Below are 23,363 nucleotides of genomic sequence, written 5' to 3' on the forward strand. Positions count from 1 at the left end.
CATGGCTGCCTGCGTGGCGAACCAGGGCGTCCACCGGACATTCGCCGGGCATTCGGGCATGCCCGGCCGCCTGCGGGACTTCCGGTGTGCGGACCCGTGGGCCGGCGGCCGCGTTCCGGTTCGGCCTCCCGTCAGGCGAACCGCGCACGCTCGCCTCCACGAGGTCGCGTGTTCGTCGACGCCGCTCCGCCGCCCCCGCGGTGGCGGCTGTCAGCGGGCGGCGGCGTCGACGGCCTGGGCCGACAGGACGTGGTCGAGGACCATGAGGGCGCAGCCGGTGATGCCGGCGCCGGGCCCGAGGCGGCTGCGCTCGATGCGCAGGCTGCGGGTGGCGAGCTGGGTGGAGCGCCGGTAGACGACCTCGCGCACGCCCGACACCAGCGGCTGGAACATCTCGGCGACGTCGCCGCCGAGGACCACCACGGAGGGGTTGAGCAGGTTGACCGCGCCCGATATGACCTCGCCGAGCCAGCGGCCGGCCTGCCGCACCACGGCCATGGTCTCCGCGTCGCCGGCCCGGACCAGGGCGGTCACGTCGGCGAGCGACATCACGTCGCGGCCCTTGGCCCTCAGGTCGCGCAGGATCGCGGTGCCGCTGGCGACCGAGTCGACGCAGTCGAGGTTGCCGCAGCGGCACAGCACGCCCCCGCCGTCCCGCACGGGGATGTGCCCGATCTCCCCGGCCGCGCCGAGCGCGCCGCGCAGGATGCCGCCGCCGGAGATCACGCCCGCGCCGATGCGGGTGGAGACCTTCACGAACAGCAGGTCGTCGAGTTCCGAGGCGTAGACGACCCGGTGCTCGCCCATCGCGATGACGTTCACGTCGTTGTCGACGAGCACCGGCACGCGGAACCGCTCGGCGATGATCGGCGGGATCACCACGCCGGTCCAGCTCGCCATCACGCGGGCGCTCTCGACCCGTCCGGCGGCGAACTCCACGGTCGCCGGCACGCCGAGGCCGATGCCGACGACGTCGTCCCGCCCGTCGAGCAGCTTCTCCCAGGTGTCCATGAGCAGGGGCAGGACGACGCCCGGCCCCTCCTCGACGTCGATCTCCAGATCGGTGCGGTGCAGCACCTCGCCCGCGAGGTCGCACAGCGCGATCTGGGTGCGGCGGGCGCCGAGCGAGGCCACCGGGACGATGCCTCCGGAGGCGGCGAAGCGCAGCCGTACGGGCGGGCGGCCCCCGGTGGACGGCCCCTCGGCGTCCTCCACGATCAGCCCGCGCTGGAGCAGGTGGGCGACGCGGTGCGCGACGGCGGGGCGGGACAGGCCCGTCACACGGCCGATGTCGGCACGCGTCACCGCCTCCCCGCTGCGGATGAGCTGGAGGACCTCACCGGTGGTGGCTAAACGTGACATCGAGCGTAAGTGAAGCACAAAAGCTCACCTAAGTTCAATGACTTATTCATTCCGAGTTACAAAAGTGGGCTTGAAAAGTGGCATAACTTCCCGATACTGTCCCATCCGTGCCTGATCGACACTTGGTGCCCGATCAACGGATCGGGGGCCGGACGTGCCGCCGGGCACACGTCCCGGGACGAAGGACCCGGGACGAGTTGGACCCCGCCTCGCGGCGGCCCCGGCAGGAGGAGGACCTTCCGTGACGAACCCCGTTATCACCGAGGTCACCGAGCGCGTGGTCGCGCGTAGCCGCGAAAGCCGTGGGGCCTACCTGGAGCGGGTGCGCCGTGCCGGGGCCGAGCTGCGTGAGCGGGGGCCGGCCCGGGGGCGGCTCGGCTGCGCCAACCTGGCCCACGGCTTCGCCGCCGCGCCTGCCGAGGACAAGCTCGACCTGCGCGGTACGGCGAAGCCCGGCGTGGCCATCGTGACGTCGTACAACGACATGCTGTCGGCGCACCAGCCGTACGAGACCTACCCGCCGGAGCTGAAGCGGGCGGTCCGGGAGGCGGGCGGCGTGGCGCAGGTGGCGGGCGGCGTGCCCGCGATGTGCGACGGCATCACCCAGGGCCGGGCCGGCATGGAGCTGTCGCTCTACAGCCGTGACGTGATCGCGATGGCGACCGCGATCGCGCTGTCGCACGACATGTTCGACGCGGCCCTGTTGCTGGGGGTCTGCGACAAGATCGTGCCGGGGCTGCTCATCGGCGCCTTACGCTTCGGGCACCTGCCGGCGATATTCGTCCCCGCCGGGCCGATGACCTCGGGCCTGCCCAACAAGGTCAAGGCCAGGGCGCGGCAGGCCTTCGCCGAAGGCAAGATCGGCCGCCTGGAGATGCTCGACGCCGAGGCGGCGTCCTACCACTCCCCCGGCACCTGCACGTTCTACGGCACCGCCAACTCCAACCAGCTCCTCATGGAGGTCATGGGCCTCCACCTGCCGGGAGCGACGTTCGTCAACCCGCACACCGAGCTGCGCCACGCGCTGACCGCGGCGGCGGCGCGGCGGGCGGTCGAGATCACCCCGCACGGCGAGGAGTACACGCCCCTCGCCGAGGTCGTGGACGAGAAGGCGATCGTCAACGCGGTCGTCGCGCTGCTCGCCTCCGGCGGCTCCACCAACCACACGATGCACCTGGTCGCCATGGCGGCGGCCGCGGGCATCGAGCTGACCTGGGACGACATGGCCGCCCTGTCCAAGGTCGTGCCGCTGATCACCCGCATGTACCCCAACGGCCAGGCGGACGTGAACCACTTCCAGGCCGCGGGCGGCATGGCGGTGTTCATCGGCGACCTGCTGGACGCCGGGCTGCTCCACGAGGACGTGCTCACGGTCGCCGGGCGCGGCCTCGGCCTCTACCGCTCAGCCCCCGCTCTCAAGGAGGGCGCGCTGGCGTGGGAGGAGCGAACCGAGCCCAGCACCGACACCGAGGTCCTGCGGCCGGTCGCCGAGCCGTTCTCCCCCGACGGGGGCATCCACATGCTGTCGGGCAACCTGGGCCGGGCAGTGAGCAAGGTCTCCGCCGTCAAGCCCGAGCACCTGGTGATCGAGGCTCCCGCCAAGGTGTTCGACGACCAGCTCGACCTGCTCGCCGCGTTCGAGCGGGGCGAGCTCGACGGGCAGGACTTCGTCGCGGTCGTCCGCTATCAGGGCCCCCGGGCCAACGGCATGCCGGAGCTGCACAAGCTCACGCCGCCGCTGGCCGTCCTGCTCGACCGCGGCCGGAAGGTGGCCATCGTCACCGACGGCCGCATGTCCGGCGCCTCGGGGAAGGTCCCCGCGGCGATCCATCTGTCTCCCGAGGCCGCCGACGGCGGGCCGATCGCGCTGCTGCGCGACGGCGACGTCATCCGCCTCGACTCGGCCGCGGGGACCCTCACCGTGCTCGCCGACCTCACCGGGCGTACGCCGGAGGGCGCACCGCTCACCGACGAGCAGTGGGCCGGCACCGGCCGCGAGCTGTTCGCCTCGTTCCGCCGCACGGTCGGCCCGGCCGAGCGCGGGGCGAGCGTCTTCGGAGGTGCCGCGTGAGCCTTCCCTGGCTGGTCGCGGACATCGGCGGAACCAACGCCAGGTTCGGTTTGGTGACCCGGCCCGGAGGGCAGCCGGAGGCGGTAGCCGTACTCGACGTTTCCCAGCATCTCGGCCTTGCCGATGCCGTAGCCGCCTATCTCGCAGACCATGCGGGCGGAGTTCGGCCGGGGGCCGCGTGCCTGGCGATCGCCGGTCCGGTCGACAAAGACCGGTACCGGCTGACGAACGCGGGATGGTCGGGATCCGTGGAGGAGCTCGGCATCCCGCGCACGGTGCTGCTCAACGACTTCGAGGCGCTGGCGATCTCGCTGCCGCATCTCGCGGGGGACGACCTCGTGCCGCTCGGCGGCCCGCCGCCGACCGCCGGCCTGACGAAGGCCGTGCTCGGACCCGGCACCGGGCTCGGGGTGGCCGGTCTCGTGCCCGTACGGGAGGGCTGGCAGCCGGTGCCCGGCGAGGGCGGGCACGTGGCGGTTCCCGCCGTCACGGACCTGGAGATGGAGATCGTCCGGGCGCTGCACGCGGACGGCCTGCCGTACGTGGACGCCGAGCACCTGCTGTCGGGCACCGGGCTGCCGCGCCTGCACCGCGGGCTCGCGCTCGTGCGCGGCGTCGTGTCGGATGCCCGTACGGCGGCCCAGATGACGGCAGCGCAGATCACCTCCTCGGACGACCCGCTGTGCGCCGAGACCGTGGAGGTGTTCCTCGCCCTGCTCGGCGGTTTCGCCGGCGGCGTGGCGCTCACCCTCGGCGCGCGGGGCGGGGTCTACCTGGGCGGCGGCGTGCTGCCCCGCCTCGTCTCGCGGATCCCCGGCAGCGCGTTCCGGGCCCGGTTCGAGACGACCGCGCCGGCGCTGACGGAGTACGCCGCCGCGATCGCCACCGTTCTGATCACCGCCGAGCAGCCGGCGCTGACGGGTGCGGCCGCCTGGCTCGCCCAACGAAACCCCGATGTGGAGCTGGTATGAGCAACCTTCTCGACCTCGCGCCGGTCGTCCCGGTGGTCGTCCTCGACGACGCCGAGAGCGCCGTCCCCCTCGCCCGGGCCCTGGTGGCGGGCGGGCTGCCGGTCATCGAGGTGACGCTGCGCACCCCGGTCGCCCTCGACGCGATCCGGCGCATCGCCGCCGAGGTGCCGGAGGCCGTGGTCGGCGCGGGCACCGTCCGATCGCCCGAGGACGTGGAGGCCGCGACCGGGGCCGGCGCCCGCTTCCTCGTCTCTCCCGGCACCACGCCCGGCCTGCTCGCGGCCATGCTCGCCTCGGGCGTGCCGTTCCTGCCGGGCGTCGCCACGGCCACCGAGGCGATGACGCTGGCCGAGCGCGGGGTGCGCGAGCTCAAGTTCTTCCCGGCCGAGCCGGCCGGCGGCGTCGCGTACCTCAAGTCGCTGAGCGGCCCGCTGCCCGACGTGCGGTTCTGCCCCACGGGCGGGATCACCCCGTCGAACGCGCCGGCCTATCTCGCCCTGCCGAACGTCGGCTGCGTCGGCGGAAGCTGGCTCACCCCGCGCAGCCTGGTGACGTCGGGCGACTTCGCCAGGATCGAGAAGCTCGCGTCCGAGGCCGCCGCGCTGCGTCCCTGAGCGCTCCCACTCGCGCCGTGCCCCTGAGCGCTCAGACCCGCGCCGTACCCCTGAGCGCTCCCTGAGTTTCCCAGCTCGCCGGTCCGTCCTTCCTCCCTCGGCGGAGCCGGTGGCCATGCTCGTGCCCGCGACCCGGGCACGTCCATGGGTGCCGGGCCCGCGACCGCTCACCTGCGGTGGTGGGCCCGGCGTCGCCTCACGACACCGCGCCCAGCAGGGCGTCCAGGCCGATCGGGTCCTCGTGCGTGCCCTCCGAGGTGCACGCGTGCGCCCCGGCCACGGCGCCCAGCCGCACGCACTCCTCCAAAGGCCGGCCGGCCAGACGGCCGTAGAGGAAACCCGACACGAACGCGTCGCCGGCGCCGTTGCTGTCGGCCACCGGGCCCGGCAGCGGCTCGGCCGGGAAGCTGCGGACCTTCCCTTCCGCAAGCACGTGGCAGCCCTCGGCCCCGTCCGTGCACACGACCACCGACGCGCGGCCCCGCTCCGCGATCGCCCGCATGACCTCCTCGCGCCGCCCGCCGAGCTTGGTCGCGGACAGGAAGACCAGGTCGGAAGAGTAGGCGAAGTCCTCGTGGTGCGGGTTCTCGCCGTCCCAGTCGTGCAGGTCGGTCGAGACCGTCGTGCCGTCCGGGATGTCGGCGTACACGTGCCGGGCGAAGTCCACGATCGAGACGTGGACGTGCCGGGCCGACCGGAGGGCCGGCAGATAGAGCTCGCGGGGCATCCGCTGGCCGGGGACGACCCTGGGGTCGAAGAGCGAAAGGCGCCTGCCGCCGGGGTCCACGAGCAGGACGCTGCGGCGGGTGCCCGCCTCCGACAGGGCGTGGGCGAAGTCCACGCCGCGGGCGGCGAGGTGGTCGCGGATCAGCGCGCCCTGCGGGTCGTCGCCGATCACGTCGACGAACTTCACGCGCAGGCCGAGGGCGTGGCAGCCGAGCGCGACCCCCGCGCCGGTGTTGCCGATCCGGTCCACGACGGGCGGCACCGCGTAGGTGTCGGCGTACGGCAGGGGCAGTTCGGGCACGTAGACGGTCGTGTCGACACCGGCGCCGCCGACGACCAGGACGTCGAAGGTGTGATCGGTCATTCGCAACGCTCCTGAGGACGTCGGGGAAGTCCGGCGCGGTGACCTCGCACGTTCGCCGGAACAGGGGGAAGGGCGGTCAGCCCGGCGCGGGCATGCCGGGACCGGCCTCCGGGCACGCGGACCCGCGCCGGCGCCTCACCCGGCGGCGACCGCGGCCGGACTCGATGGCAGAGCTCGGCGGTAGGGGTTCAGTGGCAGGGGCTCAGCGGTTGACCAGCGGGCCCGAGCTGGTGGAGCCGCGCACCACGAGCTCGGGCTGGTAGATCAGCTCGACGTGCTTGGCGGGAGTGCCGCCGATCTCCTCGAGCAGGGTCTCGACGGCGGCGGCCGCCATCGCGCCGATCGGCTTGCGCACGGTCGTCAGCGGCGGGTCGGTGAACGCCATCAGCGGCGAGTCGTCGAACCCGACGACCGACACGTCCCCGGGCACCGACAGCCCGCGCTCGCGGGCGGCGCGGATCGCGCCGAGCGCCATGAGGTCGCTCGCGCAGAAGATCCCGGTGCAGCCGCGGTCGAGCAGCGCCGCGGCGGCGGCCTGCCCGCCCTCGACGGAGAACAGCGAGTGCTGGATGAGGTCGTCGGCGTCCACCGGGCCGAGCAGCTGCGCCATCGCCTGGCGGAAGCCCTCGATCTTGCGGATGACCGGGACGAAGCGCCGCTGTCCCAGCGCGAGGCCGATGCGCTCGTGCCCGAGGTCCACCAGGTGCTGTACGGCCAGGCGCGCGGCGAGCCGGTCGTCGGGCGAGATGAACGGCGCGGGGATGGCCTCGTTGTAGCCGTCGACGAGCACGATCGGCAGCCCCCGGTCGGTGAGCCGGGTGTAGCGGTCCATCCGCGCGGTGGTGTCGGCGTGCAGGCCGGAGACGAAGACGATGCCGGACACGCCCCGGTCGAGGAGCATCTCGGTGAACTCGTCCTCGGGGGCGCCGCCGGGCTCCTGGGTGCACAGGATCGGCGTGAAGCCGTGCTGGATCAGCGACTTCTCCATCGCCTGCGCGAACGCCGGGAAGATCGGGTTGCCGAGCTCCGGGATCACCAGGCCGATCAGGCCGTTGCTGCGCTGGCGCAGTCGCTGGGGCCGCTCGTAGCCCATCAGGTCGAGGGCGGTGAGCACGGCCTGGCGGGTGGCCGGGGAGACCCCCGCCTTGCCGTTGAGCACACGGCTCACCGTCGCCTCGCTGACTCCGGCCTGGGCGGCGATGTCGGCGAGCCGTGTGTTGTTCATGAGCATTACTTTAGACATTCCTCGCGGTCCACCAGGTGGCGGAGTCGGGAGCGAGCCGGACGACGTCGCCGGCGGTCTCGGGTCCTCCGCTGGCCAGCAGCAGGTCGCCGTACCCCTGGCCCGCGCCGTGTTCGGGGCCGATCTCCACCCACTCCGGCGTCATGTTCAGCACGCAGACGAACGAGTCGCCGCGCCGGAACGCCAGCGTGCCGGCCGGGCTGTCGATCCAGGTCAGCACGCCGTCGCCCAGCTCCGGGTGCTCCCGCCTGAGGGCGAGGGCGGTCCGGTAGAGGCTGAGCATCGACGCGCCGTCCCGCAGCTGCGCCTCCACCGACAGCTCGCGCCAGTCGGCCGGCATCGGCAGCCAGCTCTCGTAGATGCCCGGCGGGGTGAAGCCGTACGGCGGCTCGCCCGCGGCGGTCCACGGGAGCGGCACCCGGCAGCCGTCGCGGCCGCTGTCGGGGTCGCGCAGCCGCTGCGGATCCTGCAGGTACTGCTCGGGCAGGTCGAGCACCTCGGGCAGCCCCAGCTCCTCGCCCTGGTAGACGTAGGCCGAGCCGGGCAGCGCCAGCATGAGCAGCGCCGCCGCCCGCGCCCTGCGCAGGCCGCGCTCGCCGCCGCCGTAGCGGGTGACGTGCCGCTTGACGTCATGGTTCGACAGCACCCAGGTCGGGGGCGCGTCCACCAGCGCCGACGTCCGCAGCGACTCGTCGATGACCTCCCGGAAGCGCGCCGCGTCCCAGGGCGTCTTGAGGAAGTGGAAGTTGAACGCCTGGTGCAGCTCGTCGGGGCGGACGTAGTTGGCCAGCCGCTCCGGCGAGGGCGCCCACGCCTCGGCCACCCCGATCCGCTCGCCCTCGTAGGAGTCGAGGATGCGGCGCCAGGCCCGGTGGATCTCGTGCACGCCGTCCTGGTCGAAGAAGGGCACGACCTGCGCGCCGATCATCTCGGCCTGGCCCCGGGCGCCCACGTCGGGCAGGCCCGGCGCCTTGACCATGCCGTGCGCCACGTCGATCCGGAAGCCGTCCACGCCGAGGTCGAGCCAGAACCGCAGCACGTCGGCGAACTCCTCGTGCACCTCCGGGTGCTCCCAGTTGAGGTCCGGCTGCTCGGGCGCGAACAGGTGCAGGTACCACTGGCCGTCCTCGACGCGGGTCCAGGCGGGGCCGCCGAAGATCGACTCCCAGTCGTTGGGCGGCAGCTCGCCCGCCGCGCCCTTGCCCTCACGGAAGATGTAGCGCTCCCGCTCCGGGCTGCCCGGCCCGGCCCGCAGCGCCGCCTCGAACCAGGGGTGGCGGTCGGAGGTGTGGTTGGGCACCACGTCCACGATGATCCGCAGGCCCAGCCGGTGGGCGTCCGCGATCAGCGCCTGGGCGTCCGCCAGCGAACCGAAGATCGGATCGACGTCGCGGTAGTCGGCCACGTCGTATCCGAAGTCGGCCATCGGCGAGGGGTAGAACGGCGTCAGCCAGATGGCGTCCACACCGAGATCGGCGAGGTAGCGCAGGCGGCTGCGCACGCCGAGCAGATCGCCGATCCCGTCGCCGTTGCCGTCCGCGAAGCTGCGGACGTACACCTGGTAGATCACCGCGTCGCGCCACCACCGGGTCGCGACCGCGGACGGCTGGACGGCGAGTTCGGTCATTGGGATCCCCCGATTCTCATATAGGGTCACGCCTTCGTCGCGCCGGCCGTCAGGCCGGTGACGAGGTGGCGCTGGACGAGCAGGAAGACGACGGCCGCCGGGATGGCGATCAGCACCGACGAGGCCGTGAGCAGGCCCCACTCCGCCTTGTGCTGGCCGACGAACTGGCTCAGGCCGACCGCGAGCGTGTACTTGTCGTCGCCCGTCATGAACGCGGTCGCGTACGCGACCTCCGCCCAGGCGGTGATGAACGAGTAGAACGCGGCCACGGCCAGGCCGGGCTTGGCCAGCGGCAGGATGAGCCGCCAGAACGTGCCGAAGGGCGTCAGGCCGTCCACCCGGCCCGCCTCGTCGATCGAGGTGGGGACGGTGTCGAAGTAGCCCTTCATCATCCACGCGCAGAACGGCACGGTGGAGGTGAGGTAGGCGATGACCAGCGACGGGAACTGGTTGATCAGCCCGAGCCCGGCCATCAGGTTGTAGATCGGCACGATCAGGACGGCCACGGGGAACATCTGCGTGATCAGCAGCATCCACATCACCGAGCGGAAGCCGGGGAAGCGGAAGCGGCTGACCGCGTAGCCGGTGGTGGCCGACAGCAGCACGCCGAGCACGGCGGTGATGAGCGAGACGACGAGGGAGTTGGCGGCCCACGTCAGGAACCGGGTCTCCCCCAGGACCTGGGTGTAGTTGGCGAGCGTGGGGTGGTCGATCGGCGCGACCGAGGCGGTCTCGATGACCGTACGCGGCTTGAGCGAGGTCAGCACCAGCCACGCGACCGGGAACACCGACACGATGCTCGCCGCGATCAGCGTGAGGTGCAGGGCGATCGACTTGCCGGGGCTGCGCCTGTCGCGGCTCCACCCGGCGGCGCCCGCGGGAGCGGCCCGGCTCACCATGCCTCCCCCTGCTGCCTGAGCGCGCGCCGGTAGACCGTGGCCATCACGACGAGGAGCGCGAGGATCACCATGCCCCAGGCGGCGGAGCCCGAGTAGTTCCTGATGCCCTCGAACGCCTGGCGGTAGGCGTATGTCACGAGGATCTCCGTGGCTCCGCCCGGTCCTCCCTTGGTCAGCAGGAAGATGACCGGGAACTGGTTGAACGTCCAGATCGTGCCGAGCAGGACGACCGTGCTCGACACCGGGCGCAGGCCCGGCAGCGTGATGTGGCGGAAGCGCTGCCACGGCGTGGCGCCGTCCACCTCGGCGGCCTCGTGCAGCTCGCGCGGGATGGCCTGCAGGCCGCCCAGCAGGGCGAGCATCATGAACGGCACGCCCAGCCACACGTTGCAGGCGATCACCGACACCTTGGCCCAGAAGGGGTCGTCCAGCCAGGCGATCCCGTCGAACCCGGCGGCCCGCAGCATGGCGTTGACCACGCCGAACTCGCCGTTCAGCAGATAGCGCCAGATGAAGGCGGACACGAAGGCCGGCACGGCCCAGGGCAGCACGAGCAGGATCCGGTAGAGCGACCGCAGCCGCATGGGCCGGTTCAGCAGCATCGCCAGGCCGAGGCCGATGCCCACGTGGAGGGCGACGCACACGACGGTCCACACGACCGTCCAGGCCAGCCGGCCGAGGAACTCCGAGGACGTGAGGATGTCGGCGTAGTTCTTCAGGCCCACGAACTCGTAGGTGGACGGGATGACGTTCATCCCGATCGTGCGGCCCATGTTGCCCTCGGTCGCGTCGGTGAGCGACAGGTACACGCCCCGCACGAGGGGGTAGCCGACCAGCACCAGCATCACGATGACGACCGGCGCGGTCATCGCCCACGCGTACCAGTGACGGGACAGGAGGCGCCGCGCCCCGGAACGGGGCGCGGCCCTTCTCGTCGCGACGACGTCAGCCGTCATGTCCTACAGGCTCCAGCCCTTGAGGATGCCCTGGTAGGCGGTGGCGACGTCCTTGAGCATGGGCTCGGTCGTCGTCTGCCCGCCGGCGAGCTTCTGGTAGCCCTCGACCAGCGGCTGGAACAGCGAGGCGGCCTCGGGGATCCAGGGACGCTCGACGGCCGTCTCCATCGGCTTCTGCCACTGCGCGATCTTGGGGTTGGCCGTGGCCTCGGAGGCGCTGTAGGCGGGCTGGCGGGTCGGCAGCAGGCCGAGCTTGCCGGCGATCTTGGCCTGGCTCTCCGCGCTGTCCATGAACTGGACGAACAGGTAGGACGCGTCGAGGTTCTTCGAGCCCGCGTAGACGGTGTAGTCGTGGCCGCCCAGCGGCGAGCCCGCCTTCGCCGAGCCGGCCGGGACCGGGGCGACGCCGAAGTTGTCCGGGTTGTCCTTGAACACCTTGCCACCGAGGTTGTCGGCGTTGGACCACGGGCCGTTGAAGATCATCGCGACCTTGCCGTCCTTGAACGCGGTCTCGGCGTTCGTGTAGCTGTCCTGCAGCGCCGGCTTGACGGCGGCGCCCGACGTGATCAGGTCCTCGACGATCTTCACCCCCGCCACGCTCTGCGGGGACGAAATCGTGATCTTCTTGTTCTGGACGTCGACGAAGTCGCCGCCCTCGCCGTAGATGAACGGGAGCAGGAAGTAGGCGTCCACGTTCAGGGCGAGGCCGCCCGCTCCGGTCTTCGACTTGACGTCGAGCGCCACCTTCTTGAGGTCGGCCATCGTCGCCGGAGGCTCGTCGTAGCCCGCCTTCTTCAGTAGTTCCTTGTTGTACAGGAGGCCGAGCGTGTCCGTCACCTGCGGCACGCCGTACGTCTTGCCGTTGTACTTGCCGCTGGCGGCCGGGACGGGCAGGAACTCCTCGGGCTTGTCGACCGCGGGGGTGCCGTCGAGCGGCGCGAGGTAGCCGAGCGAGGCGAACTCCGCGACCCACCCCACGTCGGTGCGCAGCACGTCGGGCGCGCCCGCCCCGGACTGCGCGGCGGTCTTGAACTTGTCCCGCGCGTTCGCGAACGGCACGTTGACGTAGTTGACCTTGATCTTCGGGTACTTGGCCTCGAAGTCCTTGATGATCTCCTGGAAGACCGGGCCCTCGGTCGTGGCGTCCGAGGTGTCCCACCAGGTGACCGTGCCGGACACCTCGGCGGGGGCGGCGCTCTTGGCCGGGGCCGATCCGGCGTCGCCGGAACCGTCGCCACAGGCGGTGACCGCCAAAGCGAGCGCCGCGGCCACCGCCGCGGACGTGAGGACTCGCCTCATGTGCGTCGCACTCCTTGCTCATGGGGATTTGAGCGGAACGTAACAGGGGCGCGAACGGGGTGAAAGGCCTTACAGAAACTTTCAGCAATTTCGTTACATTTGACGCCTCAGAGAGGGGCGCGGGGAGGTCACGGCGCGACCCTGACAGCCGTCTTTAGCAAGGGGAAAGTTGGGAGTAACGAGAAGTTGCATGTAGATGCCGGATCTTTCACGACACGTATGGACACGAGTGCCCGCGACGCGATGTACTACCTCATCATTCACACCGAAGGCTGGGGATCCGGGCGTGCCTGCCCGGGAGGAACGAGCGCGCATGAGCACCGTCGTCCTCGACAACGTGACGAAGATCTACCCGGGGGGGTACCTCGCGGTCGACCGCATGAACCTGCGCGCGGACGAGGGTGAACTCCTCGTCCTGCTCGGGCCGTCGGGCTGCGGGAAGTCCACGCTGCTGCGTATGATCGCGGGCCTGGAGGAGATCACCTCCGGCGACCTGTGGCTGGGCGGGCAGCTCGCCAACCACCTCGCGCCCCGGGACCGGGACGTCGCGATGGTCTTCCAGAACGGCGCCCTGTATCCCCACCGCACGGTACGCGGCAACCTGTCGTTCCCGCTGGAGATCGCCAAGGCGGACCCCACGATGGTCAAGCAGCGGGTCGTCGAGCTGTCGCGCGCACTGCACATCGACGAGACGCTCGACCGGCGGCCGGGCACGCTGTCCGGTGGCCAGCGCCAGCGCGTGGCGATGGGCCGCGCCATCGTGCGCCAGCCCTCGCTGTTCCTGATGGACGAGCCGCTGTCCAACCTGGACGCCGGCATGCGCACCGAGCTGCGCATGGAGATCTCGTCACTGGTGCGCGCCCTCGGCGTCACCACCATCTACGTGACGCACGACCAGGTCGAGGCCCTCACCCTGGCCGACCGCATCGCCATCATGAACCGGGGCGTGCTGCAGGACATCGGCACCCCGGCGCAGGTCTACAACGACCCCGCGACCGCGTTCACCGCCGCGTTCCTCAACTCCCAGCAGCTCAACCTGCTCGCGGCGACCGTGCGCACCCCGCAGAACCAGTTCATCATGCTCGACTTCGGTCCTCACCAGATCACGATGCCCTGGACCGATCCACGGGCGTACGCGGTGTCGCAGCACACCGGCATGCAGATCATCGTGGGGATCCGGCCGGACGGGCTGGTTCCCGTGCCGGAGCGGACGGAGGGCCCGACCTTCTTCGGCCGGGTCAGGACGCTGGAGTATCACGGTCACGAGTGGCTCGCCTACCTGGAGGCCGGGATCCCGGCCGTCAACGTGCCGGAGCCGCCGGACCGCCGCCAGATGAACGGCTCGGGCGGCGGCGGTAAAGCGCGGTCGATGATGCGCCGCCTGCTGAACGGCTCGGCCGCGGCGGAGGAGGAAGAGCAGCCGCCGGTCTCGCAGTCGGGCACGCACCGCCGCGCCGACATCATCGTCAGGCTCGGCAACCGGCCCGTATGGCGCGCGGGCGACGCCGGCCGGGTCGCCGTCGACGTCTCCCGGCTCATGCTGTTCACCATGGACGGCACCCGCATCGACCCGCCGCGCCGGTGAGGACCGTCAGGCGGTACGGCTGACGCCGCCGGCCAGCACGGACACGATCCCCACCAGGCGGACGATCTTGTCCAGTTCCGCCCGGTGGAACGCGGGTCCCTGGGAGCGTGCCACCACCAGGTGGACGCCGTCCATCGGCACGCTCGCCAGGTGCAGCCCGCCTTCGGCGAACGCCGAGGCGCGCAGCGGGGTGAGGTCGGCCGCCGGCACGGTCTCCGGCGCCTGCCAGCTTCCGTGGACGATCGCGCCGTCGGCCGAGTCGACCGCCACCGCCCACTCGGCGCTGACCAGGTCAGGCACCGCGTCGACGAGGGTGACGTACGCCCGGTCGGGGTCGGCGGCGACGTGGCCGAGCAGGTCGTAGTCGGGGGTCGAGCCGGGCACCTCGCGGGTCGGCCACACGGCCTCCACCCGCGTGCCGGGAACCACCCCGATCCGCTCGCGCAGCTCGCCGGGCTCGAAGACGCCCGACCAGGAGACGGTGAAGTCGTCGACCGCGCGGCCCCCCTGCCGCTCCAACACGGTGACCTGCAGGATGTCCGCGCCCATCACCCCGAACGCGCGCGCCACCTGGCCGAGCACCCCGGGCCGGTCGGGGAGCGAGACCCGCAGCCGCAGCAGCATCCCCACCACCTCCTTCTCGTGCGACACCAACAGTGTCGGACACACGTTTCGCGCCTGTTACGGCGGTGGGTCACGGAATGGCTGCAATGTTTCTGGAAGTTACAGCAAAGTCTTGCACGAGCCGGGGGCCGACAGTAGCTTCCGGGCCATGGTGACCCCCCAGCACCGGCGTACGCGCGTGCCCATGGCGCTGTCCATCGCCACGGCACTCGCCGCCGCGCTCATCGCCGTCCCCCTGGCGCCTCCTCCTGCGGCGTCGGCCCTGGCTTCGGCAGGCCCGGTCGCGGCGGGCGCCGCCGCGGCGGGCGCGCCGTCCGACGCCGAACTCGCCCGCGACGCCCTCCGGGCGGACCTGTCCCGCGAGCGGCTGTACTTCGCGATGACCGACCGGTTCGCGAACGGCGACCCCTCCAACGACCGGGGCGGGCTGTCCGGCGACCGGCTGACGACCGGCTTCGACCCCGCGGACAAGGGCTTCTACCAGGGCGGCGACCTCGCCGGGCTGATCGGGAAGCTCGACTACATCAAGGGCCTCGGCAGCACGGCGATCTGGCTGACGCCGTCGTTCAGAAACCGGCCCGTGCAGGGCACCGGGGCGGACGCGAGCGCCGGCTACCACGGCTACTGGATCACCGACTTCACCAGGATCGACCCGCACCTCGGCACGAACGCGCAGATGAAGAGCCTCGTCAAGGAGGCGCACAAGCGCGGCATGAAGGTGTTCTTCGACATTATCACCAACCACACCGCCGACCTGATCGACTACGCGGAGAAGACCTACGGCTATCGCGGCAAGGCGGCCTACCCCTACGTGGACGCCTCCGGCCGAGCCTTCGACGACCGCGATTACGCCCTGCGCGACGACTTCCCGAAGGTCACCGCCGACTCGTTCCCGTACACGCCGGTGGTGACGGCCAGGTCGAAGGTGCCGTCCTGGCTGAACGACCCGACGATGTACCACAACCGGGGCGACTCGACCTTCTCCGGCGAGAGCTCCGAGTACGGCGACTTCTCCGGCCTCGACGACCTGTGGACCGAGCGGCCCGAGGTCGTGAAGGGCATGACCGACATCTACAAGACGTGGGTCAAGGAGACCGGCATCGACGGGTTCCGGATCGACACCGCCAAGCACGTGAACATGGAGTTCTGGCAGCGCTTCGCGCCCGCCCTGCACGGCTACGCCGCCAAGCTCGGCAACGACAGATTCTTCATGTTCGGCGAGGTCTACAGCTCCGACCCCGCGTTCGAGAGCCGATACACCACCACCGGCACGCTCGACGCCACGCTGGACTTCGGCTTCCAGGAGGCGGCGCGCTCGTACGCGAGCGGCGGCGACGCCGCGAGCCTCGGCAGGCTGTACGCCGCGGACGACTACTTCACCGACGCCGACTCCAACGCCTCGTCGCTGCCGACGTTCCTCGGCAACCACGACATGGGCCGGATCGGGTACTTCCTCAGGCAGGACGACCCCTCGGCGGACGACGCCGCCCTGCTCGCCCGCGACCGCCTGGCCCACCAGCTCATGTACCTGACCCGCGGCCAGCCGGTCGTGTACTACGGCGACGAGCAGGGCTTCACCGGCGGCGGGGGCGACAAGGACGCCCGGCAGCCGATGTTCGCCTCGAAGACGGCCGACTACCTCGACGACGACCTCATCGGCACCACCGCCACCCACGCGACCGCCAACTACGTCACCACCCACCCTCTCTACACCTCGATCGCCGAGCTGGCCCGGCTGCGCGACCGCTACCCCGCGCTGGCGGACGGCGCCCAGATCGTGCGGCTGGCGAGCGGCGGCGTGTTCGCCTTCTCCCGGATCACCGCCGGGGAGCGGGTCGAGTTCGTCGTGGCGCTCAACAACGGCACGGCGGCGAAGTCCGTCCAGGTCCCGACGTACTCCCCCGGCGCGTCGTTCACGCAGGTCTACGGAGGGACGCAGCGGCTGACCGGCGCGGCCGACGGGAGGCTGGCCGTGACCGTGCCGCCGCTGTCGGCCGTCGTCTACCGCGCGGACAAGGCCCTGGCCGCCCCGGCCAGGGCGCCGGAGATCTCCCTCACGCTGCCCGGCGAGTCGCTGCGCGGCACCGCCGCCGACGGCCGGGTGGCGATCTCCGCCGAGGTGCCCGGCGACGGCTTCGCGCAGGTCACGTTCGCCGTCAAGGCCGGCGACGCGCCGTGGCGGGTGCTCGGCACCGACGACGCTCCCAACGGCCACACCTACCGCGTCTTCCACGACCTCAGCGGTGTGCCCGAGGGCACCCCGCTCACGTACAAGGCCGTCGTGAAGGACTCGGCGGGCCGGCACGCGGGCGCCACGGCGACCGCGACGGCCGGGCCGCAGCCCGCGGAAGAGGAGCCGGGCGCGGTCAAGCGCGACTACCTGGTGGTCCACTACAAGCGCGACGGCGGCGACTACGACGGCTGGGGGCTGCACGCCTGGGGAGACATCGACCAGACGGTCGAGTGGGGCTCGCCCGTCGCCTTCGAGGGCGAGGACGCGTTCGGCCGCTTCGCCTGGCTCAGGCTCAAGCCCGGGGCCACCGAGGTCGGCCTGATCACCCACAGGGGCGACACCAAGGACCAGGGCGACCGCATGGTGAACCCCGCGCGTGCCGGGGAGGTGTGGCTCGTGGAGGGCAAGCCGGACGTCTACGCCTCCCGGGCCGCCGCCGAGGGCTACGCCACGATCCACTACCGCCGCCCCGACGGCGCGTACGACGGCTGGGGCCTGCACCTGTGGGGCGACGCGCTCGCCGACGGCGCGGGCACCAAGTGGGGCTCCCCGCGCCCGCCGGACGGCGCCGACGCGTTCGGGGCCTTCTGGCGGGTGCCGCTGAAGAACGCCGACGCGCCGCTGAACTACATCATCCACAAGGGCGACACGAAGGACCCCGGGCCCGACCAGTCGTTCGTGCCGGCCAGGCAGCCCGAGGCGTACGTGAACTCGGGCGGGACGGCGATCCACGGCAGCGCGGCGGCGGCGCGGAACGTCGCGGTGCTGCACTACCACCGGGCGGACGGCGACTACGACGGCTGGGGCCTGCACTTCTGGGGCGACGCGTCCGGCTCTGTCGAGTGGGGCGACCCGCTGAAGCCCGCCGGGACCGACGCCTTCGGCGTGCACTTCGAGGTGCCGCTCAAACAGGACGCGAAGACGCTGGGGTGGATCATCCACAAGGGCGATCAGAAGGACCAGCAGGCCGACCAGTCGCTGGACCTCGGCGTGACCGGCCACGAGGCGTGGAAACTGTCAGGTGTGGACGGATACCTGCTGCCGCAGCCCGCGGCCACCGGGGCGGACGCCGACCTGTCCAAGGCCACGGCCCAGTGGATCGACAGGGACACGGTCGCGTGGAAGGGCAAGGTCGCCGAAGCGAACCACTACGCGCTGGCCTACTCCCCCAAGGGCGACATCGCCTACGAGAAGGGCGTCCTGACCGGGGACGTCCACCTCGTCCGCCTGACGCCCGGGCGGCTGAGCGACGCCCAGAAGGCCGCGTGGCCGCATCTGGCGGCGTACGGCGCACTGACGGTGGACCCGCGCGACGCCGGCCTCGTGCGCGATGCGCTGCGCGGCCAGGTCGTGGCGATCGAGCGCGGGCCCTCCGGCGCGCTGCTGACCGCCACCGGCGTGCAGATCCCCGGCGTCCTCGACGACCTGTACGCGGGGGCGGCGAAGGTCCCGCTCGGCCCCACAGGCCGCGGCGGGCTCGCGGTGTGGGCGCCCACCGCCCAGAAGGTCGAGCTGGCCCTCTACGACGGCCCGTCCGCCGATCGCAGGACGGTCCACCGCATGCGCAGGGACGACGCGACGGGCGTGTGGTCGATCGACGGCCCGGCGTCGTGGCGGGGCAGGTACTACACCTACCTCGTCACCGTCTACGCCCCCGCCGCCGGGAAGATCGTGACCAACGAGGTGACCGATCCCTACAGCCTGTCGGTCTCGGCGGGCTCGGGGCACAGCCAGATCGTCGACCTGGACGACCGGTCGCTGCGGCCCGAGGGGTGGACGGGGCTGAAGAAGCCCCCGGCGGTGCGCCAGGACCGGGCGTCGATCTACGAGCTGCACGTGCGCGACTTCTCGGCCTCCGACGCCACCGTGCCGGCCGCCGAGCGCGGCACGTACAAGGCGTTCACCGAGACGGGCAGCGCCGGGATGACCGAGCTGCGGAGCCTGGCGAAGGACGGGCTGACCCACGTCCACCTGCTGCCGGCCTTCGACTTCGCCACCGTGCCCGACCGGAGGGCCGACCGCACCGAGCCCGGCTGCGACCTCGCCGCGCTGCCGCCCGACTCCGACCGGCAGCAGGCGTGCGTCGCGGAGACGGCCGCGAAGGACTCGTTCAACTGGGGCTACGACCCGCTGCACTACACCGTGCCCGAGGGCTCGTACGCGACCGACCCGGACCGGAGGATCAAGGAGTTCCGCGAGATGGTCGCGGGGCTCAACGGCGCGGGCCTGCGGGTGGTCATGGACGTCGTCTACAACCACACCCACGCCGCCGGGCAGGACCCCACGAGCGTGCTCGACCGCGTCGTCCCCGGCTACTACCACCGGCTCATGGACGACGGCACGGTGGCCACCTCCACCTGCTGTGCGAACACCGCCCCGGAGCACGCGATGATGGGCCGGCTCGTCGTCGACTCGATCGTCACCTGGGCCAGGGAGTACAAGGTCGACGGCTTCCGCTTCGACCTGATGGGCCACCACCCCAAGGCGAACATCCTGGCCGTGCGCGAGGCCCTCGACGCGCTCACGCCCGAGAAGGACGGCGTGGACGGCAAGTCGATCATCCTGTACGGCGAGGGCTGGAACTTCGGCGAGGTGGCCGACGGCGCCCGGTTCGAGCAGGCCACCCAGGCCGGCATGGCGGGCACCGGGATCGGCACGTTCAGCGACCGGCTGCGCGACGCCGTGCGCGGCGGCACGCCGTTCGACGCGGACCCGGGCGTCCGGGGCTTCGGGTCCGGCCTGGCCGACTCCGCGCCGGACAACCGGCTCGCGCACTACGAGGACCTGATCAAGCTCGGGCTCGCGGGCAACCTGCGCGACTTCACGTTCACCGGATCGTCCGGCGGGCCGGTCAAGGGGTCGGAGGTCGACTACAACGGGGGCCCCGCCGGGTACGCCGCCGAGCCCGGCGACACGGTGACCTACGTGGACGCCCACGACAACGAGACGTTGTTCGACGCGCTCGCCTACAAGCTGCCCAAGGACACCCCGATGGCCGACCGGGTCAGGATGCAGTCGCTGTCGCTGGCGACGGTCCTGCTCGGCCAGGGCACCGCGTTCGTCCACGCCGGCAGCGAGCGGCTGCGGTCGAAGTCGCTCGACCGCAACTCCTACGACTCGGGCGACTGGTTCAACCGCCTGCTGTGGGACTGCCGCCAGGGCAACGGCTTCGGCGGCGGCCTGCCGCCCGCGAAGGACAACGAGGCGCGCTGGCCGTACGCGCGGCCCCTGCTGGCCGACCCCGCGCTGAAGCCGGACTGCGCGGCGATCGGGGCGGCCCGGGCGAGGTTCGGCGAGTTCCTGCGGATCCGCTACTCCTCCCCCGCCTTCTCGCTCGGCTCCGCCGCGGAGATCGGCAGGCGGGTCTCCTTCCCGCCGTCCGGCGTCCCCGGCGTGATCGTCATGCGCGTCGACGCCACCGGCGTCGACCCCGCGAACAAGGCGATCTACGTGGTGTTCAACGCCACCGGGAAGACCGCCGCGCCCGCCGTTCCCGCGCTCAAGGGCGCCAGGGTCGCGCTGCACCCCGTGCAGGCGGCCTCGGACGACCCGGTGACCCGGCAGGCGTCGGCGGATCCGGCGACCGGCACGCTGACCGTGCCCGCCCGCACGGTCGCGGTGTTCACCGAGACACCATAGGGGCATCAGAGGGGCGCCTAGGGGCGCCGGGCGCGGGCTCTCCCCCGCGCCCGGTGCCACGGCGGCTCCACGCACGTCTCGAAACTCTATTGAGCGGGCTTGTGCGGTTTCATTAGCGTGTCCGGATGCCTTCTCAGCGACTCCTGCCGCGCTCGGCACCGGCCGCCTCGGGGATGTCGTCCCGTTCGATCGCCGCGTTGCTGGACCGGCTCGATGCTCGATCCGTCGAGTGTCACTCCCTGATGGTCGTACGCCGCGGTCACGTCGTCGCCGAAGGCTGGTGGGCGCCGTACTCGGCCGAACGCCCGCACCTTCTCTACTCGCTGACCAAGTCGTTCACCTCGATCGCCGTAGGGCTCGCGATCGCCGACGGGCTGCTCTCGCTGGACGACCGGGTGGTGGACGTGCTGCCCGATCACGTTCCGGCCGGCATCTCCGAGCAGGGACGCCGCCTCACCGTCCACCACCTGCTGTCCATGACGACCGGACACCGTACGGACAGCCTCGCCGAGGCCTGGCGCCTCGAACCGGGCGACCTGGTGAAGGGCTTCCTGCGCGTGCCGTTTCCCGAGGCCGAGGGAACGCGGCACGCCTACGACAATCCGACCACCTTCGTCCTGGCCCGGATGGTGGAACGGGTCACCGGCCGCGGCCTGCCGGAACTGCTCGACGAGCGCCTCTTCACGCCGATGGGCGTCGACCACGCCGAATGGGACCGGGTGGCCAGCGGCGCCGCCTTCGGATTCCACGGACTGCACCTCACGACCGAGGCCGTCGCCGCCTTCGGTGAACTGCTGCTCCGCGGGGGCCTCTGGCGCGACCGGCGGCTCGTTCCACGCGAATGGGTGGAGCTCGCGACCAGACGGCACATCGGCACCCTGCAGATCGAGGGCTGGTCGGAGAACCCCGACGCGCTGTGCGGGTACGGCTACCAGTTCTGGATGTCGCGTCACGGTTACCGCGGCGAGGGCGCCTTCGGCCAGCTGTGCGTGGTCGTCCCGTCGCACGATCTCGTGGTCGCCGCGACCGGCGCCATAACGCAGGGGGAGGCGATTCTCGACGCGGTCTGGGAGTGCCTGCTGCCCGGCGTGGACCAAGCGGGGAGCACCCGGGACGATGAGTTCATCGCCGAGCGGCTGCGGCGGCTGTCATTCGCGCCGGTGCCGGGTTCGGCCGCCCCGGAGCGTTCCGTCAAGGCGAGAATCGACGCCTCCTCCGAGGATTCGGCTCTTCCCGACGGATCCACGGTGGCCGTCGATCCCGTGGACGGTGGATGGCTCCTGCGACTCGGGTCCTCCCTCGACGTCGAGGCCGGCCACGGCGAATGGTGGGAGAGCTCACCGCTCGGCCGCCCCCTCGTCGCGGCCGGCGCCTGGCAGGGCGACACGTTCGTCGCCGACCTCTACGTCATCACCACACCGCACCGGGTCCGGCTGGTGGTCGACGCCGACGCGGGCACAGCGGTGGCGACGTGGAACATCGCGCCCCTGACCGGACCCGATCTGGCGTTGCATCTGCGGTCGCCCCTGATGACACGGCCCGACGTCGCGTAGGTGACGCATCACGGTCCGTGAGGGATGCGTATGCTTCGCCGAGCGCCCCCACTCGCCCGGTTGCTCTCATTAAGAGACTTTGGCCAAGTTTGGGGTGAGCTTTTCGCTGTCGCGAGTTTCCCTAAAGATGACCATCAGTAGCCTCGGGTAATGCTCCTCCCCAGGCGCTCCCCTTCACTGCGAGCCCGGCTGGCACTCCTCGCCACCGGGACAGCGGCGATTCTGCTGATCCCGCTGGCGATCGTGGTGCACGTGCTCGTACGCGACATGGTCGCGGACCGCATCTGGGACCGCAGCCTGGACACCGCCACCCACATCGCCGCGCAGATCCGCGACGGGCACCTGCGCAACCCCATACCCACCGGCGGGAACGGCATCGACCTGATCGAGGTGGCGGGACCGGACGGCCGGGTCGTCGCCGAGAGCCCCGCGGCCAAGGACGTGCCCCGCCTGAGCCCGTTACGCCCGGCCCCCGACCGCGAGGTCACCCAGACGACGGCCTGCTCGCCCGCCGGGCGCGACTGCCTCTACATCACGGTGCTGCGGGTCGCCCCCGGGTCCGGCTCCGACCTCGTCTACGCGGGCCGGGCGGCCCCGGCGATCCTCGACACCCCCTTCACGCTGCCGGCGCTGCTCCTGCTCGCCCTGCTGCTGACCGCGCTCGCGGGCTGGACGGCCTACAAGGTGACGGGCCGCGCGCTGCGGCCGGTGGAGGCGATCCGGTCGGAGCTCGCCGAGATCACCGAGAGGAACCCCGGCGGCCGGGTGCCCGAGCCGCCCGGCGACGACGAGTTCTCCCGGCTGGCCCAGGCGGCCAACGACGCGCTGTCCCGGCTGGACACGTCGATCCAGCGGCAGCGGCAGTTCGCCGCCGACGCCTCGCACGAGCTGCTCACTCCCATCGCCGGGATCCGGGCCCAGCTGGAGAGCGCGCGGCTGCATCCCGAGGACACCCCCGAGGCCGTCGGCGCCGCGCTGCGCGACACCGAGCGCCTGGAGGCGATCGTCGCCGACCTGCTCCTGCTCGCGCGGATCCCCACGGTTCCCGAGACCGCCCGGGAGGAGGTCGACCTGTCCCACCTGGTCGTCACCGAGGTCGAGCGGCGGCCGGCGCGGCTGCCGACCCATCTCCACAACACCCCGGGGGTGGTGGTCAGGGGCCTGCGCCGCCACCTCGCCCGGGTGGTGGCGAACCTGATCGACAACGCCGAACGGCACGCGCTGACGGTGGTCTGCGTGCGGGTCGCGCGCACCGAGGACACCGCCATCCTGTGCGTGCGCAACGACGGCCGGCCGATCCCCGAGGCGGACCGCGAGCGGATCTTCGAGCGGTTCTACCGCACCGACGCGGCGCGCAGCCGCGACCGGGGCGGCACGGGCCTCGGCCTGGCCATCGCCCGGGAGGTCGTGGAGGCCCACGGCGGCTCCATCCGGGTCGAGGACGTCACGGACGGCGAACCCGGCGTGCGGTTCGTGATCACGCTGCCGCTGGCCACGAGCGCCGCCGGCGATCCCGCCGCCGGCGACGCCGACCCGCGCGGCGACACCCAAAGTTAAGGACCGCGCCCCTGGTCGTTCAGCCCAGTAACCCCCAACG

15 protein-coding genes are annotated in these 23,363 nt (G+C 71.9%); 7 read left to right on the forward strand and 8 right to left on the reverse strand.

Annotated features, from left to right (window positions below):
- Window positions 1-210: 210 nt before the first annotated feature.
- Entirely contained in the window at window positions 211-1,362 is a 1,152-nt protein-coding gene (locus ABZ860_RS39115; RefSeq protein WP_357230527.1) for an ROK family transcriptional regulator, read from the reverse strand.
- Window positions 1,363-1,603: 241 nt separating this feature from the next.
- Here ABZ860_RS39115 and edd point away from each other — a divergent pair, with 241 nt between their 5' ends.
- Genes edd through eda form a run of 3 tightly spaced genes read left to right on the forward strand, consistent with a single transcriptional unit; the run spans window position 1,604 to window position 5,018 of the window.
- A complete protein-coding gene (edd, locus tag ABZ860_RS39120) occupies window positions 1,604-3,433 on the forward strand; it encodes a phosphogluconate dehydratase (protein WP_357230530.1) in 1,830 nt (609 codons plus the stop codon).
- Window positions 3,430-4,404, forward strand: coding sequence for a glucokinase (locus tag ABZ860_RS39125; RefSeq protein ID WP_357230533.1), 975 nt, complete (start codon window positions 3,430-3,432; stop codon window positions 4,402-4,404). Before edd ends, ABZ860_RS39125 begins: the two co-directional genes overlap by 4 nt.
- The gene (eda, locus tag ABZ860_RS39130; protein WP_357230536.1) at window positions 4,401-5,018 is read left to right on the forward strand and encodes a bifunctional 4-hydroxy-2-oxoglutarate aldolase/2-dehydro-3-deoxy-phosphogluconate aldolase; all 618 of its coding nucleotides are present in this window, start codon (window positions 4,401-4,403) and stop codon (window positions 5,016-5,018) included. The genes ABZ860_RS39125 and eda overlap by 4 nt, the downstream gene beginning before the upstream one ends.
- 196 nt (window positions 5,019-5,214) lie before the next feature.
- Here the strand turns inward: eda and ABZ860_RS39135 are convergent, their stop codons facing one another.
- The 6 genes from ABZ860_RS39135 to ABZ860_RS39160 form a co-directional block, all read right to left on the reverse strand.
- Window positions 5,215-6,108, reverse strand: a complete 894-nt coding sequence (locus ABZ860_RS39135; RefSeq protein ID WP_357230539.1) for a PfkB family carbohydrate kinase — start codon at window positions 6,106-6,108, stop codon at window positions 5,215-5,217.
- A 202-nt stretch (window positions 6,109-6,310) separates the two neighbouring features.
- Window positions 6,311-7,333: a LacI family DNA-binding transcriptional regulator gene (locus tag ABZ860_RS39140; protein ID WP_357230542.1), complete on the reverse strand. Its 1,023-nt coding sequence runs from the start codon at window positions 7,331-7,333 to the stop codon at window positions 6,311-6,313.
- A 10-nt stretch (window positions 7,334-7,343) separates the two neighbouring features.
- A complete protein-coding gene (locus tag ABZ860_RS39145) occupies window positions 7,344-8,978 on the reverse strand; it encodes a glycoside hydrolase family 13 protein (RefSeq protein WP_357230545.1) in 1,635 nt (544 codons plus the stop codon).
- Between the two features lie 26 nt (window positions 8,979-9,004).
- Window positions 9,005-9,877 carry a sugar ABC transporter permease gene (locus ABZ860_RS39150; RefSeq protein WP_357230548.1) on the reverse strand — a complete coding sequence of 291 codons (873 nt, stop codon included), beginning with the start codon at window positions 9,875-9,877 and terminating at the stop codon, window positions 9,005-9,007.
- A complete protein-coding gene (locus ABZ860_RS39155; protein WP_357230551.1) occupies window positions 9,871-10,833 on the reverse strand; it encodes a sugar ABC transporter permease in 963 nt (320 codons plus the stop codon). The genes ABZ860_RS39150 and ABZ860_RS39155 overlap by 7 nt, the downstream gene beginning before the upstream one ends.
- 3 nt (window positions 10,834-10,836) lie before the next feature.
- Complete coding sequence (locus ABZ860_RS39160; protein WP_357230554.1) at window positions 10,837-12,132, reverse strand: extracellular solute-binding protein; 1,296 nt, start codon at window positions 12,130-12,132, stop codon at window positions 10,837-10,839.
- 313 nt (window positions 12,133-12,445) lie between these two features.
- On the opposite strand from ABZ860_RS39160, the gene ABZ860_RS39165 reads away from it, so the two are divergent.
- On the forward strand, window positions 12,446-13,717 hold the full coding sequence (locus ABZ860_RS39165; protein WP_357230557.1) for an ATP-binding cassette domain-containing protein: 1,272 nt from the start codon (window positions 12,446-12,448) through the stop codon (window positions 13,715-13,717).
- 6 nt (window positions 13,718-13,723) lie between these two features.
- Here ABZ860_RS39165 and ABZ860_RS39170 read toward each other — a convergent pair whose 3' ends face one another.
- Window positions 13,724-14,368 carry an amino acid-binding protein gene (locus tag ABZ860_RS39170; protein ID WP_357230560.1) on the reverse strand — a complete coding sequence of 215 codons (645 nt, stop codon included), beginning with the start codon at window positions 14,366-14,368 and terminating at the stop codon, window positions 13,724-13,726.
- Between the two features lie 121 nt (window positions 14,369-14,489).
- On the opposite strand from ABZ860_RS39170, the gene pulA reads away from it, so the two are divergent.
- The 3 genes from pulA to ABZ860_RS39185 all read left to right on the forward strand — a co-directional run bounded on the left by pulA (window position 14,490) and on the right by ABZ860_RS39185 (window position 23,323).
- Entirely contained in the window at window positions 14,490-20,213 is a 5,724-nt protein-coding gene (gene pulA, locus ABZ860_RS39175) for a pullulanase-type alpha-1,6-glucosidase (RefSeq protein WP_357230563.1), read from the forward strand.
- A gap of 125 nt (window positions 20,214-20,338) precedes the next feature.
- Window positions 20,339-21,766: a serine hydrolase domain-containing protein gene (locus ABZ860_RS39180; protein WP_357230565.1), complete on the forward strand. Its 1,428-nt coding sequence runs from the start codon at window positions 20,339-20,341 to the stop codon at window positions 21,764-21,766.
- Between the two features lie 150 nt (window positions 21,767-21,916).
- Entirely contained in the window at window positions 21,917-23,323 is a 1,407-nt protein-coding gene (locus ABZ860_RS39185; protein WP_357230568.1) for a HAMP domain-containing sensor histidine kinase, read from the forward strand.
- Window positions 23,324-23,363: the final 40 nt, after the last annotated feature.

This window comes from Microbispora sp. NPDC046973 (genome assembly GCF_040644495.1).
Taxonomy (GTDB): domain Bacteria; phylum Actinomycetota; class Actinomycetes; order Streptosporangiales; family Streptosporangiaceae; genus Microbispora.